Raw genomic sequence first — 18,354 nt, forward strand, 5'->3', positions numbered from 1 at the left:
GGACTTGGTGGCCTAGGTTAACCGGTATTTTCTTTATTTAATAATAATTGGTGATTCGTATTCTCGTTTCATTAAGGCGGCTTGATTTGGTTCAGGTAAGCCCAATGCATATACCTGTGCCGCCCGTAAGTCCGTTTCAATGCCATGCTTTTGATATGCTGATAGTTTAGAGATGAGCGGAACCGGCAAGTCTTTCTTGACGGTGCGAAGGTACTCCTGCCCCCGGGCATTCATGCCAAGGAGTCTGATATAAGAAGGTAGATCATTGTGTATCATTTTTCCCTTTAAGGTATGTGTGAAAATATGGACGCACATCCGCTGGAGTCGTGTCCAGGTATAGCGCTTTGTCTTCATTGCGGCCATGAAGTCTGAAAAGGTTGTAGCTTGTTTTGCCATTTCCTTAAATCGGTGCTCAATGCCTTCTTCGATTTCGTAAATTTCTGCCAACTCCATTAGTGAAGAGGATAGAATCCGGTATTTCAACATAGGCCAATACATTTCCCAGTCATGTAAGGTACGGTAGGTCGATAAATAATGCTCAAGGCCGATTCTTGTTGATTGTGGAATATAGCCAGCAACAGGCTCCAATTCCTGTTTTTGTTCCATGATGGCTTTCCGGATTCCTGTTGCACTTGCTATCGACTCGGAAGACAACTGTGTTTCATGGTATCCGGCCGCAACCCGTTGAATCGTATAGGGTTGAATTGAAAAACTGTTTTTTAGGGCAACACTAACATATTCTTTACCAAGAATATTATTTGGCTTCGTCAAATCCAGCACATCATCATTTTGGATTATTGATTGAAAAGCCAGGGAGGCACTTGTCGGATAGCTGTTACCGGCATCCATGGCCGATTTAATGGCTGCATCGAATGCTACAGAATTGTCAGAAAGAATTTTATGAGCCGTTATGAATGGTTCAATTCGGCCATCCTCGCTTCCAAAGCAAAAAGAGTCGCAGCCAAGGTATTCCAAAAGAGAAATCGAGCCTTTTGCAAAGATCTCCGCCTTCTGGGTTGCAAAGGCATAGGGAAGCTCGATGACAAGGTCAATGCCGCCGCGTAAAGCCATTTCCGCCCTTGCCCATTTACTGACAATAGCAGGTTCACCGCGCTGTAAGAATGGTCCGCTCATAACCGCTACCACGACATCTGCCTCTGTATTTTCTCTACTTTCTCTAGCATGTAAAACATGTCCATTATGAAAAGGGTTATATTCGACTACTAAACCGCAAGCTTTCATTCCTTCACCTCAGAGAAAAACTTTGTATTTTTTCAACTTAGTGCTAAAATAGTATTTCAAGTAAAATTACTATAATGATTCTTCGTGATTTTTTGTTTAAAATGAATCATAAACTTGGATAATCAGTTAGGATGACTACATTATAGTGTAAAGAAAAAATATTGACAAACTTATAATTGAAAGCTATAATTATTTTTGTTGCCTTGAGGTGATTTCATTTGAAATGGACGATTAGTCAACTTCAAAAAATTCGGGACAAAGATTTACGGTTTGATGAACTAGTGGATGTCTTAGACATTAAGGAAAGAGACCCGCAAATTCGCGATGTTTCTCCGATTAGAGTAGCAGGAAGAGCTGATATCAACTCGACCGAGATTACTTTTCACTTGCATCTTTCAGGTGAATTAACATTACCATGCTCCCGTACACTGGTAGACGTGAAATATCCGATTGATATTGATACAAAGGAAACCTTTCTTTTAAAGGCAGACGACACTGATTTCTACGGAGATGATGTCACTGTTGTGGAAGGCGATGTTGTAGACCTTATACCGGTAATTAAAGAAAATTTATTGCTAGAAATTCCGATGCAGGTTTTTTGTGAGGATGTCGATTCGAACGAAGCTGCTCCTCAATCTGGGAAAGACTGGGCTGTTATTTCTGAAGAAGAAAGTAAACATAAGGTTGATCCGAGATTTGCAAAGCTTGCCGACTTTTTTGACAACAATAAAGAATCTTGATTGGAACGAAAAATCGTTAATTCGATTTTTCCAGCTTTTTTATATTTTTTAAGGAGGTGGGAATAATGGCTGTACCTTTTAGAAGAACGTCGAAAACTGTAAAAAGAAAACGTCGTACACACTTCAAGCTTCAAGTACCTGGTATGGTAGAATGCCCAAGCTGTGGTGGAATGACTCTTTCACATCACGTTTGTAAAGAATGTGGAACATACAAAGGAAAAGAAGTTGTCGCAAAATAATTTCTTGACCTACTTGAAAGCTTTGCTTTCTTGATGCAACACGCTAATCAAAGCACAGAGATATTTCTCTGTGCTTTTTTTACCAAGATTTTTGGCAGAATATTTAGAATTTTTTGCAGCTTGACAGACATTTATTGAAGAAGGTGTTTACATGAATCAGGTGCTAATTGTTGAAAAGGATGTACGCGGTTACATGAAGATTTTATTTAATAGACCGGAAAAAAGGAATGCTGTGAATTATCAATTAATGGACGAACTTGAGGCGGTTTTGTCAAAAGCGGCAAACGACGACGAAGTAAAGATGCTGGTCCTGACAGGGGCAGGCTCTCAGGCATTCTGTTCAGGTGGGGATTTAAGCGAGTTTCATGACCTCTACACAGAGGAAGAGGCCTTTACCATGTTATCAAAAATGGGTAAGATTCTTTATACACTAGCGGTTTTTCCAAAACCTACACTAGCACTTCTTAATGGGAGTGCTGTCGGTGGCGGGTGTGAAATAGCGACTGCTTGTGATTTTAGATTGGCAAAAAGTGGAGTGAAACTTGGTTTTGTACAGGGGACACTTGGGATTACGACAGGATGGGGCGGTGCTTCGCTTTTACTTGAGAAAATACCAGAGCAAAAAGCGCTGAAACTATTGTTGGATGCAAAAATACATAAAGCTGAAGAAGCCAGGGAATTTGGTTTCGTAGATAAGATAATCGAAGAAAATACGAATGGATGGGAAGAATTTGTAGAAGATTTACTTCGTCATGAGACAGGAGTACTGATGGCTTATAAAAAATTATTGGTCAAGAAATGGAAGGATAGCGGGATTAAAGGAAGAATGGAAGCGGAAATTCGTGAATGTGCTAAACTATGGGCGACTGATGCACATCATGCTGCAGTCGATCGGTTTTTAAACAAGAAAAAATAAATGTTACACCCTCTATATTTCTTCTATCTTTCCTAGCATGTGCATATTATGAAGTAAAACTTGCTGGGAGGTAGAGAGATGTCACTTACGAGACAAGATGCATGGACACAGGATGAGGATTTGTTGCTGGTTGAAGTGGTATTAAGGCATATTCGAGAAGGCAGTACACAGTTAAGGGCATTTGAAGAAGTAGGGAAGCAGGTATCGAGAACATCAGCCGCTTGTGGATTTCGTTGGAATTCTTTTGTAAGAAAGCAATATAAATCAGGAATTGAGCTGGCCAAAAAGCAAAGGAAAGAACAGGCTGTAAAGGAAACCGATTTTGAAACGGAAACTGTAGTAGCAGAATTCAAGACTATTGAACAAAAGACAAACGAGGAAAGGGAAAATGAATCTATTACCCTTCAGGAAGTTATATTATATTTAACGAAAATGGATGAATTAATCCAACTTGATAGTAAGGAAAAAGAACGAATTTCTGAGCACTCACTTTTACTTGAACAGGAAAATGATCGTTTACAGGATGAAAATAGACTGCTGAAAGAAAACTTGAAAGTGGTAGAGGAAGATTATCGTGCGTTAATGCAAATTATGGAGCGGGCTAGAAAGCTCAGTGTGCTAGAAGACGAAAAGGCGAATCCGAAAGTGAGTTTCCAAATGGATAAAAACGGAAATTTGGAAAGGGTTAATAAATAAAAAAAGCGGGTGGAAATATCCGCCCGCTTTTTTTATCACCTTATTCTTGTGTATCTATGTTTATGTTCTCTTCTTGTTTGACAAATGGGCTCCAAATTAGCGGGTTTTCTCCAAGGTCCCGGTCCATATCATAGGAAACAGCAGAGAAATCCATTTTTTTCCAAAAGTCTTGTGAATGAACTCTTGGGTTCGTTTTGATTGGCATGTTCAGACTTTTAGCGAATTCAACTAAAGCTCTTCCATAACCTTTTTTCTGATAGTTAGGCAAGACTTCAAGTTTCCAAAGAACGAGGAAGTCTCTTGTATTATCAAAATACTGGTCAAAATTAGCACTTTTTTTGTACAGACTCATCCTTGCTACAAGTTTGTCACCATAAAAGATACCGTAAAAAGGTGATTGGCTGTCATTTTCAATGATGTTACCTTCTAAATCATCGAGCATTGACAGTTCCTGTATCCCGTATTCTTTGAATTTTTTGAATTCCTCAAGCGTTTTAAAATTTACAAGTAATCTCTCCACCTTGTATTCCATAAAAAAGCTCCCCCTTAATTCTGATAAACCTCTTCCAACAATACCTTTTGAAAGTACCTCAATGCTAAGTTATCATGTGGAATTCCAGCTTAAGGCATAAATCTAGTGTGGCATCAATCGATTCATCCTTGCTGACTAAATGCTTACAGCCGTGTATCCCCCGTCCTTTTTCCTTCGATTTCTCGTCGGCTTAAGATTGGAGGTATCTTTTGCTCCTATAAAGTCAAAAAAATGGCTCGGCTTTTATATCTAATATACCATTAATTTATCTCATAAAGAAGGAAATAAAACTTTGGCTGTCGTATTTATAATTCGCTCCCCTTATTTTTATTTGCGAGCGGAAAAGAGCATGGGGATAGCGGTGCATGGGTTTCTTCGATCGAGGGGGAGGAATCGCAGCAGGATAAAAAAGAAAATGTGTTAAAATAGTAAATATATATCAAAAAGTAAGGAAGGTTATTATGAGAATTGGAATCATTGGGGGCGGAGCAATCGGTTTGTTATTCGCATCTCGTTTGAGTGGGAATCATAGTGTTACTCTTTATACTCGTACAATGGAACAAGCATCCATTATAAATCGTGATGGTCTGTGTCTTATTGAGAATGGGGAAAACCGGTTGCTGACAGGGGTAGTTTCGAAAGCTATGGAAGAAGGTATTTCGAGTGAAGATCTTATCATAATAACTGTTAAGCAATATCACCTTTCGCAAATCTTACCCGTCATTGAACGAATACAAGTTCCGTTGCTATTCTTGCAGAATGGCTATGGACATATATCTTATTTGAAACAGCTGCAATCACCAGTAATCTATGTTGGGGTAGTGGAGCATGGGGCACTGAAACATGACCAGAATACTGTGGAGCATACGGGACTCGGTATCACGCGGGTGGCATCCTTCAAAGGAAGTCTTGATCAGCTGTCGTTATTAGATGAAAAAATCAATCGTTTTCCTTTTTCTAAGAGTGAGAACTATCACTCTATGCTGATAGATAAGCTGGTCGTTAATGCAGTTATTAATCCATTAACAGCGATACTATCTGTGGAAAATGGAAAATTAATCAGTAATCCCTTTTATTATCAGCTGTTTCAGGCTCTTTTCGAGGAAATTTCTGCTATTTTAGAATTACCAAATAAGATGGGGTCATTTGAACATGTAAAATCCGTATGCTTTGCAACAGCAGAAAACCGATCTTCCATGCTTAAAGACATAGATAATGGCAGGAAAACGGAAATCGATGCTATTTTGGGGTATATCCTCTCGGAGGCAAAGAGGAAAGAGAAAAGTGATTGCGTAACGGCTTCTCTATATAAGATGGTTAAAGGAAAAGAGTTTCAGGGGGGATGAGGGTGTGCCGAACTTTGTATCAAGTCTTGCTGCGATATTTATTACCTTGCCCTTTATAGGGTATATTCTATTTTTTATCGGTGCTAAACAATTCACTGGAAACCATAGACGATCCGTTCAATTTGCGATGGATATGAGTACATTGCTTTTCGTTTTATCAGTCCATTATTTAATTATTACAATTTGGGATATACATATTCTTTGGGTGATCATGCTGATCATGATTGTCAACGCATTTGTTGTTGTTCTTGTCCATTATAAGGTGAAAGAAGAAATCATTTTTCATAAGGTTTTAAAAGGTTTTTGGAGAGTGAATTTTGCCTTCTTTTTCTGCGCTTACCTACTATTATTTTCCATTGGCTTGATTACAAGTATTACGAAGATATTGACTACATAACATAGAACATAGCATCAATTTTCTGCTGCTGGGCAACTTCTTTTGTTTTCTTAAAACAGAATGTTATACTCTAAAAAGAATTGTAGTTGCAGAGAAAGGGAGAACAGAAATGGAGATGAAAGATCTCGCGTTACCATCTTTAAATCGTTTTGCATCGGACTATTTACAAAACCGTCTTGAAACTGAGGAGTATTTTCACTATGACCTGTCCAATCCGGACATATATCGTAATAGATACCTTGAATTGATGAACCGTTCGTTTTTACGAGGGGAGTTATCAGATTACATACAACAATACATGTCTCGTTTTCCAAGCAGTGATGCTGTTAATGGAAATATTGAAAGGTTGCGCAGTAACGATTCAGTGGTCGTGATTGGCGGGCAGCAGGCTGGGTTATTGTCAGGTCCGCTTTATACGATTCATAAAGTGATATCAATCATTAAGCTTGCAGAAGAACAAGAAAAAGAACTAGGGAAGTCTGTAATTCCTGTTTTTTGGATAGCTGGTGAAGATCATGATTTAGCTGAAGTCAATCATGTTTATGTGATGAAAAACAGTAAACCTAATAAAAAAACATACCCTTCATATCAGCCATATAAAACAATGGTTTCGGATGTGGAGCTTGATACGGAAAAGGCAGAGAAGTGGTTCGAAGAAATCATTGAAACTTACGGAGAAACAGCCTTTACGAATAAACTTCTTATTGATATTAAAGAAACAATCGAGCAATCGAACACATTCGTCGACTTTTTTGCCCGTCTGATTCACGAATGGTTCCATGAATATGGCCTTTTACTTGTCGATGCTGGTGATCCGAAACTAAGGGAAATTGAAACAGGCTTCTTTGAATCGATGATTAAAAAAAGTGAACGGATTGCAGAAGTTGTCGTGGAGCAACAATCATATATGCATGCTCAAGGCTATGCAAAAATGATAGAAATGGATAAACAGGCAGCAAATTTATTTTATTATGATACAGATAAAAAAGATCGATGTTTGCTCGAACGGGTAGATGGTATGTTCAGCGGGAAGAACGGAGAGGTTTCATTTTCTGAGCAGGAACTCTTGCAGATAGCCAAAGGTCATCCAGAACAACTAAGCAATAATGTCATTACTCGTCCGCTTATGCAGGAAATGCTTTTCCCGGTATTAGCTTTTATTTCTGGACCGGGGGAAATTGCTTATTGGGCAGAATTGAAACAGGCGTTTGAGTTGTTTTCAATGAAGATGCCGCCAATCGTTCCGAGGTTAAACATCACGCTTGTAGAGCGTGGCGTTCAAACTGATCTTGAGGAAACAGAACTCGAGTTGGAGACCGTGTTGACTGAAGGAACCACGAATGCTGTTCGATGTTACCTTGATACTGTGAAGGATGAGACGATTGATCAATTATTCGGGCAGTTGAAATCGCAACTTGAAGATAATCATGAAAAGCTATCAGTGCACGCTGTTTCGTTAGATAGAGGTCTTGAGCCGATGTTGAATAAAAATATCGAATTCATCCAAAAGCAATTGGATTTCATGTATGGGAAAATTGGTGACCGTACTAAGGAACGCCACTCGGTTGTATTGAAAAAGTTTGAACGGATAGCAAATTCTCTGTATCCTCTGGAATCACCACAGGAGAGGATTTGGAATGTTTTTTATTACTTGAATCAATATGGACCAGATTTTGTTCGGGAAATTATGAAACTGGATTACCAGTTCAATAACCAGCACAAATTGATTTTTTTGTAGAAAAACTCACCTGATTGGATGAGAGTGGTGGATCAATGATTTTGAACAAAGAGACTCACCTACCATTAGGAAGAATGGGACTATAAAAATCAGCAGAAAGACAGGCGGCCAGCCTGTCTTTTTTTTGTTGGTGGCCATTTGGCATGAAAGCCTTCGACAGTATTAGTGTGACTGTGTCTTAGTGTGCGTTAATTCGAGCGAAATGGTGTTGTCTTTAAATAAATTGGCTAAATAAACTTAAGGAGAAAAGAAGGGAATTTTTACTTTTAAGGAGAAAGTAAAAACAAGTGGAGAAAGGTGGGGGAATGTGGTACATTGAGATTAGAATGTGGGGGTTGTGGGTATGTTCATGGGAGAGTACCATCATAACATCGATATAAAAGGCCGTCTGATTGTCCCAGTTAAATTCAGGGACAACCTTGGGGAACAATTTGTACTGACCCGTGGACTTGATCAATGTTTATTTGGTTACCCTATGGAAGAGTGGAAGCTGCTTGAAGAGAAGCTGAAAGCCCTGCCTTTAACAAAAAAAGATGCCCGAGCCTTTACCCGTTTTTTCTTTTCGGCAGCAACAGAATGCGAAATAGATAAACAAGGGCGAATAAATATTCCCACGCCGCTTACTTCATATGGCCAATTGGAAAAAGAATGTGTAATTCTTGGTGTTACCAATCGTATTGAGATTTGGAGCAAATCCCTTTGGGAAAACTATTTTTCAGCTTCAGAGGATTCTTTCGCTGAGATAGCAGAAAATATGATTGGCTTTGATATTTAAGGCTGCCCTCAGAAATAGAGTTACTCAATAACCGATTGGAAGGATGTCTAGCATGTTTCAACATACAACAGTGTTATTAAAAGAGACGGTTGATGGATTAAACATCAAACCTGATGGAATTTATGTAGATTGTACTTTAGGAGGGGCAGGTCACAGTGAATACTTGCTCTCACAGCTATCTGACAAGGGCAGACTTTATGCTTTTGATCAGGACGAGACGGCGATTCAGAATGCTAAGGCTAAATTAGAAAGCTATGGAGACCGTATTGTACTCGTTCCTAATAATTTTAAATACTTAAAAGAAGAATTGAATGCCCGGGGAATCGAGAAAGTGGATGGGATTCTTTATGATTTAGGTGTGTCATCTCCACAATTGGATACACCGGAGCGAGGATTCAGTTATAACCATGATGCGCCGCTGGATATGAGGATGGATCAGAGTGCTGCTATTTCTGCATATGATGTTGTGAATACTTGGTCATTCCATGAATTGATGAGAATCTTCTTTCAATATGGAGAAGAAAAATTTTCTAAGCAAATTGCCAGGAAAATTGAAGCAGCTCGTGAAATAAAACCGATTGAAACAACGTTTGAGCTTGTAGAGCTAATTAAAGATGGAATTCCTGCACCGGCAAGAAGAAAAGGTGGACACCCCGCGAAACGAGTATTTCAAGCAATACGAATTGCTGTAAATGATGAACTTGGTGTCTTTGAAGATTCTTTAGAGCAAGCTATTTCCCTATTGGATATAGAAGGAAGAATATCTGTCATTACATTCCATTCACTAGAAGATAGAATTTGTAAAACAGTATTTAAAAAAGCCAGTGCCTTGCCTGACCTTCCGCATGGACTTCCAGTTATTCCTGATGAATTTAAACCGCCTATGAAATTAATCACGAGAAAACCAATCTTACCTTCAGAAGAAGAATTGGAAGGGAATAATCGTTCCCGTTCAGCTAAGTTAAGAATTGCCGAGAAACAATAAATATAGAAAAATCAGTAAGGGGGAGCATGAATGAGTTCCATAGCCAAAAAAATACAAGAACAGCAATATGAAGACCAACGGCAACAACAGACACATCAAACAGTGGTCATCCGTAAAGCGAAGATATCCATTGGTGAAGTAATCTTACTATGTGCCCTTGCTATTATGGTTACCTTTTTGGGAGTGAAAATAGTTTCTAACCAAGCGGCCATTTATGAAACGAATAAAGAGATCCAGCAAGTCGAAGTATCAATTGATAAACAGAGTAAAGTGAACGAAGATTTGAAAGTGCAGGTTGATGAACTTAGTACATACGAAAGAATTTGGAAAAAAGCTGAAGAGCTAGGGTTCAAGTTAAATAAGAATAATGTGAAGGGTGTGCAGTGATAATGCAGAAACAAAAAAATATGAAGCATGGAGCAGCCGGATTATTCTTCTTATTCGGCCTGCTCTTTTTTGTATTAATCTGCCGCTTTTTGTATATTCAGGTGACAGGCACAGCCGGTGGTGAGGTACTAGCTTCGAAAATCGACAAGAAATATGAAAGAGAACAGGTCATAGAAGCTAAAAGGGGAAGTATTCTCGATACAAAGGGTGAAGTCATTGCCGAGGATACTTCTTCCTATATTTTAAGGGCTGTACTTAGTGAAAAGGAAACTGAGCATGTCAAAGACCCAGAAATGACGGCTGCTAAACTTGCTAAATATATAGATATGGATGAGCAGGACATCTATGAGCGCCTTACGAAAAAAGGGGCATACCAGGTGGAGTTTGGAAAGGCCGGCAAGGATTTGACTCAGGTTGTCAAACAGAAAATAGAAAAATTGGAACTGCCGGGAATTACATTTGGAAGAACGAATAAACGCTTTTATCCGAATGGAATCTTCGCATCCCATCTAATTGGCTATGTAGAAAAAGATGAGGAAACCGGAGAAATGGCTGGTAAGTTCGGAATTGAAAAGTACCTCAATAAAGAATTGCAGGAAACAGATGGAAAGCTGACATATGACAGTGACAAATGGGGAATTCTTTTACCGGATACGAAGGAAAAGGTGGTAGCTCCGGATAATGGTAATGATGTAATGCTGACCATCGACAAGAAAATACAAACTTTCTTGGAAGATTCGTTGAGTAAAGTGCAAGAAAAGTATGATCCCGAGCAAATCATAGCGATTGTATCCAATCCCAAAACGGGGGAAATTGTAGCGATGGGGCAAAGACCTACCTTCCATCCGACAACGAAAGAGGGGCTTACGGATACGTGGCGTAACCTTGCTATCGAAGAATCATTCGAACCAGGCTCAACCATGAAAACGTTCACCCTTGCAGCTGCTGTGGAAGAAGGGGTCTTTAATCCCAATGAAAGTTTTACTGCCGGCACTTACAAGACGGGAGCGGGCTCCATCGGTGATCACAGCGGAATCGAAAGAGGAAAAAGTATGACCTTTCTTGAAGGTGTACAACGTTCTTCCAATGTCGCTTTTGCGACATTGGCAATGGATAAAATCGGTGCAGATACCTTCCGAGAATATTTGACGAAGTTTGGTTTCGATAATAAGACGGGGATTGATCTGCCAAATGAGATAACTGGTAAAATTCAATATAAGTATAAGCTTGAAAAGGTTACAACTTCCTTTGGGCAAGGTTCAACCGTTACACCGATTCAACAGATCCAAGCAGCTTCGGCAATTGCCAATGATGGAAAAATGATGCAACCATATGTGATTAAAAGTATTTCCGATCAGGATACCGGAAAAGTATTGAAAACGACAAAACCAAAAGTATCAGGTGAACCGATTTCATCAGAGACTGCTAAACAAGTACGTGACTATTTGGAAACGGTAATCTCTGCGAAAAAAGGAACAGGGAAAAAATATGCCATTGAAGGATACGAAGTAGCAGGGAAAACTGGTACAGCTCAGATAGCCGGTCCAACAGGCCGATATTTAGAAGGGAAGAATAACTATGTATTCTCCTTTTTAGGTATGGCTCCAAAAGATGACCCACAACTGGTCATCTATGTGGCAGTCAAAAAGCCAAACTTAGGTGCCACTTATGTAGGAGCGGATCCATTGTCTGAGATATTTAATCCTGTCATGCAAAATAGCCTGCAATATTTAAATATTAAGCCTTCTGATGTGAAAAAACAAACAGCCAATAAAATTGAAGACTATACTAATCAATCTGAGAGTTCTTCTGTTAAGGAGCTGGAACAGTTAGGATATGAAGTTAGTACGATCGGAAGCGGTCGGAAAGTTCTCGATCAATCACCTAAAGCAGGGAGCACCCTCTTACAGGGTGAAAAAATAATCCTTCGAACAGAAGGTGATATGAAAGTTCCTGATATGAAAGGATGGTCCTTACGTGATGTAATGAAATTAGCTAAGGTTGCGAAGCTGGATCTCCAAACTTCAGGAACAGGTTATGTGAGTAAACAGAATATCAAGGTAGGTAAAAAGGTTAAGGAAGGGGACTCTTTCAATGTTGAATTGTCCCAACCAGAAGGCGCTGCCGATAATTTATCAAGTAATGAGAATAAAGGGTCTGATTAAAAATATAGATATTTTAAAAAAGAGGGTGATCCTAATAGATCACCCTCTTTATTTTTTTTGATTGTTTTCTTAGTCTAGCATTGAGTAGACAAGCATATATATTGAAGCATGTATGAAATGGAGGTGCCTGTTTTTGCGTGTTTCAAATGTTACGGTCCGAAAAAGGCTGGCAATCGCATTGGCAGTAGGTCTCATTGTGTTTTTTATCATTGATATCCGCTTAGGGATTGTTCAATTTTATCTTGGGGACAAGTTGACCGGTTTGGCTAAGGATTCCTGGAGCAGGAATATTCCTTTCGAGGCCAAACGTGGTGAGATTTTAGATCGGAATGGTGTCGAACTGGCAACGAATATATCAGCACCAACAGTATATGTCATCCCGAGACAGATTGAGAACCCCGGTGAGACGGCGGAACAGCTGGCTTCAATATTAGATATGACGAAGGAAAAAGCTTATCAATGGTTAACGAAACAGGCGATGAGTGTCAGAATTCCTGAAGGTAGAAAGATATCTCATGAAAAGGCGAAAGAAATTAAAGCATTAGGGATAAAAGGCGTGTATATCGCCGAAGATTCAAAGCGTCATTACCCATTTGGGGAATACCTCTCTCATGTGCTTGGCTTTACGGGTTCAGATAACCAGGGATTGATGGGAATTGAATTATCCTATGATAAGGAGCTAAGTGGGGAAAAAGGATTTGTGAAATTTTATTCGGATGCCAAAGGGAAAAGGCTTGAGAATATGGCAGATGACTATAAGCCGCCTGTTGATGGAGATAACTTGAAACTGACGATTGATAGCAGAATTCAGACAATAGTCGAACGGGAGCTCGATAATGCAGAGGCGACTTATAATCCTGATGGTCTTATTGCCATTGCGATGGATCCGAATACCGGGGAAATATTGGCGATGTCGAGCAGGCCGACTTTTGACCCAGCTAATTTTCAAAATGTACCCTCTGAAGTGTATAATCGCAATTTACCAGTTTGGAGTATTTATGAACCGGGTTCGACTTTTAAAATCATCACCCTTGCTGCAGCGCTTGAGGAAGGGAAGGTCGACTTACAAAATGAACACTTTTACGATTCCGGGCATGTGGAAGTCTCAGGGTCCACGCTGCATTGTTGGAAAAGGGGAGGACATGGAGACCAAACTTTTCTAGAAGTTGTTGAGAACTCATGTAACCCTGGTTTTGTAGAGCTTGGTAACCGTCTTGGCAAAGATAAGCTGTTTAAATATATTAATGATTTCGGTTTTGGACAAAAAACTGGAATTGATTTAACAGGAGAAGGAAAAGGAATCATGTTTAATATGGATCGGGTAGGTCCAGTTGAGCAGGCAACAACTGCGTTTGGACAAGGTGTTGCTGTAACACCTATTCAGCAGGTCACAGCGGTTTCGGCAGCAGTTAATGGAGGAACATTATATACACCTTACATTGCAAAGGAACTGGTTGATCCAAAAAATGGTGATGTACTAATGAGAAAGACCCCCCAGGCGAAAAAAAGGGTGATTTCAGAAGAAACTTCCAAGAAGGTCCGTGAAGCACTTGAATCCGTTGTTGCGAAAGGAAGCGGTAAAGGAGCATTCGTGGAGTCGTACCGGGTCGGTGGGAAAACGGGTACAGCTCAAAAAGCGGAAAATGGCCGATATTTAGAAAATAATTTTATACTCTCATTTATTGGAGTCGCTCCGGCGGATGATCCGCAAATCGTTGTCTATATAGCAGTGGATAATCCTAAAGGAACGGTTCAATTCGGTGGCGTCGTTGCCGCACCAATCGTCGGAAATATCATGGAAGATTCATTAAGGGCTATGGGTGTAAAGCCGAGGAAAAACCAGATTGAAAAGGAAGCACTCTGGACGGATCCTGTTATGATCGAGGTGCCTAATGTTGTGGGTATGAGCAGAAAAGAGTTGCAAACCCAGCTCATCGATCTTAAACTTGATATTGCCGGTAATGGGGATAAAGTCATAAATCAAGCTCCGGATGCAGGGGTTAAAGTAAAAGAAGGCTCTACAATAAGAATTTATCTTGGCGAAAATACAGAATAAGTATAAAATAATATATGATTAGTTAAGGCGGCTGAAGAATCATCAGCCGCTTTGTTTACGGAGTCGTGTAAACCCCGTATAATAAAAATTGGTTTCTCGACAAGCCAAAGTTAATCACATATAATGAATCCTCAAATTAAGTTGAGAGGGATGGAAAAATGAAGCTTCACAAATTACTATCTTATTTACACTCCTTATTTAAGTATGAAGGAGAAAATCCTGAGATCACCTCCATTGAAAATGATAACCGTAAAGTCAAAGACGGAAGTTTATTTGTTTGTATAAAAGGTTATACAGTCGATGGTCATGATTTTGCCCAATCAGCTGTCGAACATGGAGCTTCGGCAGTGATCGCCGAACGGCCGCTTGACTTGAATGTTCCAGTAATTGTTGTTCGTGATTCAAGCAGAGCCCAAGCGGTCCTTGCCGATGCATTTTTCGGCCATCCGACCCAAAAGGTGCGCTTGATTGGAATTACAGGTACGAACGGCAAAACGACGACCAGTCATTTACTTGAAAAGATTTTCGAGGATCAAAAGGAAAAAACAGGATTGATTGGCACTATGTATACAAAAGTTGCTGACAAGGTGTATGAAACTAAGAATACGACGCCAGATAGCGTTACATTGCAGAAGGCTTTTCATGAAATGACCGAAGCAGATGTCTCAACGGCTATCATGGAAGTTTCTTCCCATGCGCTTGAGCTTGGGCGCGTCCACGGATGTGATTATGATATTGCCGTTTTTACAAATTTAACGCAGGATCATTTAGATTTCCATAAAACCATGGACAGATATAGGCAGGCAAAATCATTATTTTTCTCCCAGCTTGGCAATGCCTACATAGAAAATCGTCCCAAATATGCTGTGCTTAATGCTGATGATGCTGCAACAGAAGATTTCATCAAGGTGACCGCTGCTACAGTTGTTACATATGGAATTGACAAAGAAGCTGATATTAGCGCCAAGGATATAAAGATTGATGCAAAGGGCACAGCATTCACCTTGACTGCAGGTAAAGAAGAGCGTGAAGTTCAACTGCAGCTAATTGGTAAATTCAGCGTCTATAATGTTCTAGCAGCCATTTCTGCTGCTCTATGCGCCGGGAACGATCTGGATGAGACCATAAAATCAATTGAGGAAATAAAAGGTGTTGCCGGCCGTTTTGAGCTTATTTCGGCGAATCAGGATTTCCCAGTCATTGTTGACTATGCTCATACTCCGGACAGTCTAGAAAATGTTTTGAAGACAGTCGGGGAATTTGCTGAAAAGAAAATTTTTGTAATAGTTGGCTGCGGTGGGGACCGTGATAAAACAAAGCGTCCAATTATGGCCGAAATTGCTTGCAGATTGGCGTCTGACCCAATATTCACTTCAGATAATCCTCGTAGTGAAAATGCCGCCCAAATCCTGCGGGATATGGAAGCTGGTGTAGCTGGTAAAGAATATACGGTTATCGAAGATCGCAGAGAGGCAATCGATTATGCTGTTTCCAAAGCCAAAGCAGGCGACGTTATCTTAATAGCAGGAAAGGGACATGAAACATATCAATTAGTCGGTGATGAAGTGCTGCACTTTGATGACCGTGAAGAAGCAGAAAAAGCGATTCAAAGAAGGTTGGGTTCAGTCTGAATCATAGATATTTGACCCACCGGGCAAACATGAAACGACAACAAGTAGAATTTATATTTGAATTGTGTTAGGAATGAGGGAGTAAGGAATGTTGGAACAAGTAATTTTTTATACAATTTTGGTGGCGTTTTTAGTAACCGTTCTTCTATCGCCGATTTTTATCCCGTTTTTAAGAAGATTGAAATTCGGGCAAAGTATTCGGGAAGAAGGCCCACAATCGCATCAAAAGAAAACAGGAACACCTACTATGGGCGGACTGGTTATATTATTATCGGTTACCATCGCTACATTAATAATGACTTTTAAATTTTCGGTACCATCTACCGAAACGTATTTATTATTATTCGTTACTTTAGGATTTGGTTTATTAGGTTTCTTGGACGATTTTATCAAAGTGGTCATGAAGCGGAATCTAGGCTTGACTTCGAAGCAAAAACTATTGGGCCAAATCGTGATATCAGTCATTTTTTACTTCGTCTTTAAGCAGACAGACCGTTTTAATCCGGAATTGACGATTCCTGGTACTGATTTTGCGATTGATTTTGGCTGGTTTTATCTCTTTATCGTGATTTTCTGGCTAGTCGGTTTTTCTAATGCCGTCAATTTGACGGATGGGCTTGATGGACTTGTCTCAGGTACGTCTGCTATTGCTTTTGGTGCTTTTGCAGTACTAGCTTGGAGTCAGTCACAATATGATGTTGCTATATTTTCTGTAGCAGTTGTCGGTGCTGTTTTAGGTTTCCTTGTCTTCAATGCACATCCTGCAAAGGTATTTATGGGGGATACAGGGTCCTTAGCTCTTGGGGGAGCGATTGCTACCATTGCCCTGTTAACTAAACTTGAAATACTGCTGGTAATCATTGGTGGCGTCTTCGTCATTGAAACGCTATCGGTCATTTTACAAGTAGGATCGTTTAAAACCACTGGAAAGCGTATTTTTAAAATGAGTCCGCTTCACCATCATTATGAGCTTTCTGGCTGGTCGGAATGGCGCGTCGTCGTGACTTTCTGGACAGTAGGGCTACTGTGTGCGGTACTTGGAATCTATTTAGAGGTGTGGATATAATTGAAAGAGACTGTAAAGTATTCAGAGAAAAAAGTATTGGTATTAGGATTGGCGAAAAGCGGAGTGATGGCAGCTTCGCTTCTACATAAATTAGGTGCTTTCGTGACGGTTAATGACATGAAGCCATTATCAGAAAATCCGGAGGCGCAGGGGCTTCTTGAACAGGGAATCAAAGTCATTTGCGGTAGCCATCCGATCGAACTGCTTGATGAAGGATTTGAACTGATTGTAAAAAATCCAGGAATTCCCTATCGGAATCCACTTGTTAAAGGTGCTTTGGAAAAAGGGATTCCGGTTATCACGGAAGTTGAACTTGCCTATCAGATCAGTGAGGCTCCTTTCATAGGCATCACGGGTACAAATGGGAAAACGACAACGACAACGTTGATTTTTGAAATGTTGAAGACCGGTGAAAAATCACCACTTATTGCGGGGAATATTGGGACGGTTGCCTCTGGTGTTGCTGAGAAAGCAAAATCTGATGACGCGATTGTCATTGAATTATCATCTTTCCAGCTGATGGGGATTGAGGAATTCCGTCCTGAAATCTCAATCGTGACGAATTTATATGATGCGCATCTGGATTATCATAGCTCCAAGCAGGAATATGCTGAAGCAAAGGCTGCGATTACGAAAAAACAAATAGCTTCAGATTTCATGATCTTTAATGCAGATCAAGATGCTGTTTTGGCTATGGCAAATAAGTCCAAGGCCGAGCTTGTACCATTTTCAACTGAAGTAAAGCATGAGAATGGAGCATATGTCGAAGATTTTGCTGTCTTTTTCAGAGGGGAAAAAGTGATTGATGTTTCAGATATCGCCCTTCCTGGAAAACACAATCTGGAAAATGTGCTCGCGGCAATTTCAGCGGCCAAACTTAAGGGTGTTGCTAACGAAGCTATTCAAAAAGTATTAAAAACGTTTTATGGTGTAGAGCATCGTCTGCAGTTTGTGGCGACGGTTGAAAATCGTAAATTTTATAATGATTCGAAAGCCACAAACATTCTTGCTGCCTCCAAAGCTCTAACATCATTTACAGAACCTGTAATCTTATTGGCAGGCGGGTTGGATCGTGGAAATGAATTTGACGAGTTAAAACCTGCTATGAAAAATGTCAAAGCCGTGATTACGTTTGGTGAAACGGCAGAAAAAATTGAACGGATAGCCAAAGAAATAGGAATAACGAATATAAAACGTGTCGATAATGTAGAAAAGGCCGTACCGGCTGCTTTTGAATTATCAAATGAAGGCGACTGTATTCTCCTCTCCCCGGCTTGTGCAAGCTGGGATCAATATAAAACTTTTGAGCAAAGAGGAGACATGTTTATGGAGGCCGTGCATAAACTGAAATAAGAGCTTTCGCAGAAGGAAGTGAACCTGCTTCTACGTTGACACCTTGGAAAAAAGCGATAATGAGCCGTTATCGCTTTTTTTTTGACTAAA

17 protein-coding genes are annotated in these 18,354 nt (G+C 40.0%); 15 read left to right on the forward strand and 2 right to left on the reverse strand.

Features of this window, described 5'->3' with window-relative positions:
• Positions 1 to 33 precede the first annotated feature (33 nt).
• Positions 34 to 1,242 carry a nucleotidyltransferase gene (locus NST21_RS08180; protein WP_340888648.1) on the reverse strand — a complete coding sequence of 403 codons (1,209 nt, stop codon included), beginning with the start codon at positions 1,240 to 1,242 and terminating at the stop codon, positions 34 to 36.
• Between the two features lie 218 nt (positions 1,243 to 1,460).
• Here NST21_RS08180 and NST21_RS08185 point away from each other — a divergent pair, with 218 nt between their 5' ends.
• From NST21_RS08185 to NST21_RS08200, 4 genes are all read left to right on the forward strand, one after another.
• Positions 1,461 to 1,982 (forward strand): YceD family protein, encoded by a 522-nt coding sequence (locus NST21_RS08185; RefSeq protein WP_053345222.1) that lies wholly within the window; start codon positions 1,461 to 1,463, stop codon positions 1,980 to 1,982.
• A gap of 65 nt (positions 1,983 to 2,047) precedes the next feature.
• On the forward strand, positions 2,048 to 2,221 hold the full coding sequence (rpmF, locus tag NST21_RS08190; protein WP_034313929.1) for a 50S ribosomal protein L32: 174 nt from the start codon (positions 2,048 to 2,050) through the stop codon (positions 2,219 to 2,221).
• A gap of 151 nt (positions 2,222 to 2,372) precedes the next feature.
• Positions 2,373 to 3,137 carry an enoyl-CoA hydratase/isomerase family protein gene (locus NST21_RS08195; RefSeq protein ID WP_340888649.1) on the forward strand — a complete coding sequence of 255 codons (765 nt, stop codon included), beginning with the start codon at positions 2,373 to 2,375 and terminating at the stop codon, positions 3,135 to 3,137.
• A 78-nt stretch (positions 3,138 to 3,215) separates the two neighbouring features.
• On the forward strand, positions 3,216 to 3,833 hold the full coding sequence (locus NST21_RS08200; RefSeq protein WP_098175417.1) for an RsfA family transcriptional regulator: 618 nt from the start codon (positions 3,216 to 3,218) through the stop codon (positions 3,831 to 3,833).
• A gap of 40 nt (positions 3,834 to 3,873) precedes the next feature.
• Here the strand turns inward: NST21_RS08200 and NST21_RS08205 are convergent, their stop codons facing one another.
• Positions 3,874 to 4,365 carry an N-acetyltransferase gene (locus NST21_RS08205; RefSeq protein WP_053345225.1) on the reverse strand — a complete coding sequence of 164 codons (492 nt, stop codon included), beginning with the start codon at positions 4,363 to 4,365 and terminating at the stop codon, positions 3,874 to 3,876.
• Between the two features lie 461 nt (positions 4,366 to 4,826).
• Between NST21_RS08205 and NST21_RS08210 the strand changes: the two genes are divergently transcribed.
• The 11 genes from NST21_RS08210 to murD all read left to right on the forward strand — a co-directional run bounded on the left by NST21_RS08210 (position 4,827) and on the right by murD (position 18,264).
• The gene (locus tag NST21_RS08210; protein WP_340888652.1) at positions 4,827 to 5,711 is read left to right on the forward strand and encodes a 2-dehydropantoate 2-reductase; all 885 of its coding nucleotides are present in this window, start codon (positions 4,827 to 4,829) and stop codon (positions 5,709 to 5,711) included.
• Between the two features lie 4 nt (positions 5,712 to 5,715).
• Entirely contained in the window at positions 5,716 to 6,108 is a 393-nt protein-coding gene (locus NST21_RS08215) for a DUF3397 domain-containing protein (protein WP_053345227.1), read from the forward strand.
• A 109-nt stretch (positions 6,109 to 6,217) separates the two neighbouring features.
• Positions 6,218 to 7,846, forward strand: coding sequence for a bacillithiol biosynthesis cysteine-adding enzyme BshC (gene bshC, locus NST21_RS08220; protein WP_340888653.1), 1,629 nt, complete (start codon positions 6,218 to 6,220; stop codon positions 7,844 to 7,846).
• Positions 7,847 to 8,189: 343 nt separating this feature from the next.
• Positions 8,190 to 8,621: a division/cell wall cluster transcriptional repressor MraZ gene (gene mraZ / locus NST21_RS08225; protein WP_053345229.1), complete on the forward strand. Its 432-nt coding sequence runs from the start codon at positions 8,190 to 8,192 to the stop codon at positions 8,619 to 8,621.
• 52 nt (positions 8,622 to 8,673) lie between these two features.
• Positions 8,674 to 9,606, forward strand: coding sequence for a 16S rRNA (cytosine(1402)-N(4))-methyltransferase RsmH (gene rsmH / locus NST21_RS08230; RefSeq protein ID WP_053345230.1), 933 nt, complete (start codon positions 8,674 to 8,676; stop codon positions 9,604 to 9,606).
• A 30-nt stretch (positions 9,607 to 9,636) separates the two neighbouring features.
• Entirely contained in the window at positions 9,637 to 9,993 is a 357-nt protein-coding gene (gene ftsL / locus NST21_RS08235; protein WP_056526551.1) for a cell division protein FtsL, read from the forward strand.
• 2 nt (positions 9,994 to 9,995) lie between these two features.
• Complete coding sequence (locus NST21_RS08240; protein ID WP_340888654.1) at positions 9,996 to 12,158, forward strand: penicillin-binding protein; 2,163 nt, start codon at positions 9,996 to 9,998, stop codon at positions 12,156 to 12,158.
• Between the two features lie 133 nt (positions 12,159 to 12,291).
• On the forward strand, positions 12,292 to 14,214 hold the full coding sequence (locus NST21_RS08245; RefSeq protein WP_056526557.1) for a stage V sporulation protein D: 1,923 nt from the start codon (positions 12,292 to 12,294) through the stop codon (positions 14,212 to 14,214).
• A gap of 158 nt (positions 14,215 to 14,372) precedes the next feature.
• On the forward strand, positions 14,373 to 15,845 hold the full coding sequence (locus NST21_RS08250) for a UDP-N-acetylmuramoyl-L-alanyl-D-glutamate--2,6-diaminopimelate ligase (RefSeq protein ID WP_340888655.1): 1,473 nt from the start codon (positions 14,373 to 14,375) through the stop codon (positions 15,843 to 15,845).
• Positions 15,846 to 15,933: 88 nt separating this feature from the next.
• Entirely contained in the window at positions 15,934 to 16,911 is a 978-nt protein-coding gene (mraY, locus tag NST21_RS08255; RefSeq protein ID WP_053345236.1) for a phospho-N-acetylmuramoyl-pentapeptide-transferase, read from the forward strand.
• Positions 16,912 to 18,264 (forward strand): UDP-N-acetylmuramoyl-L-alanine--D-glutamate ligase, encoded by a 1,353-nt coding sequence (murD, locus tag NST21_RS08260; RefSeq protein ID WP_340888656.1) that lies wholly within the window; start codon positions 16,912 to 16,914, stop codon positions 18,262 to 18,264. It abuts the gene before it with no gap.
• The last annotated feature ends 90 nt before the right edge of the window (positions 18,265 to 18,354 follow it).

The sequence above is a fragment of the Peribacillus sp. FSL K6-1552 genome (assembly GCF_038005205.1).
GTDB lineage: Bacteria > Bacillota > Bacilli > Bacillales > DSM-1321 > Peribacillus > Peribacillus butanolivorans.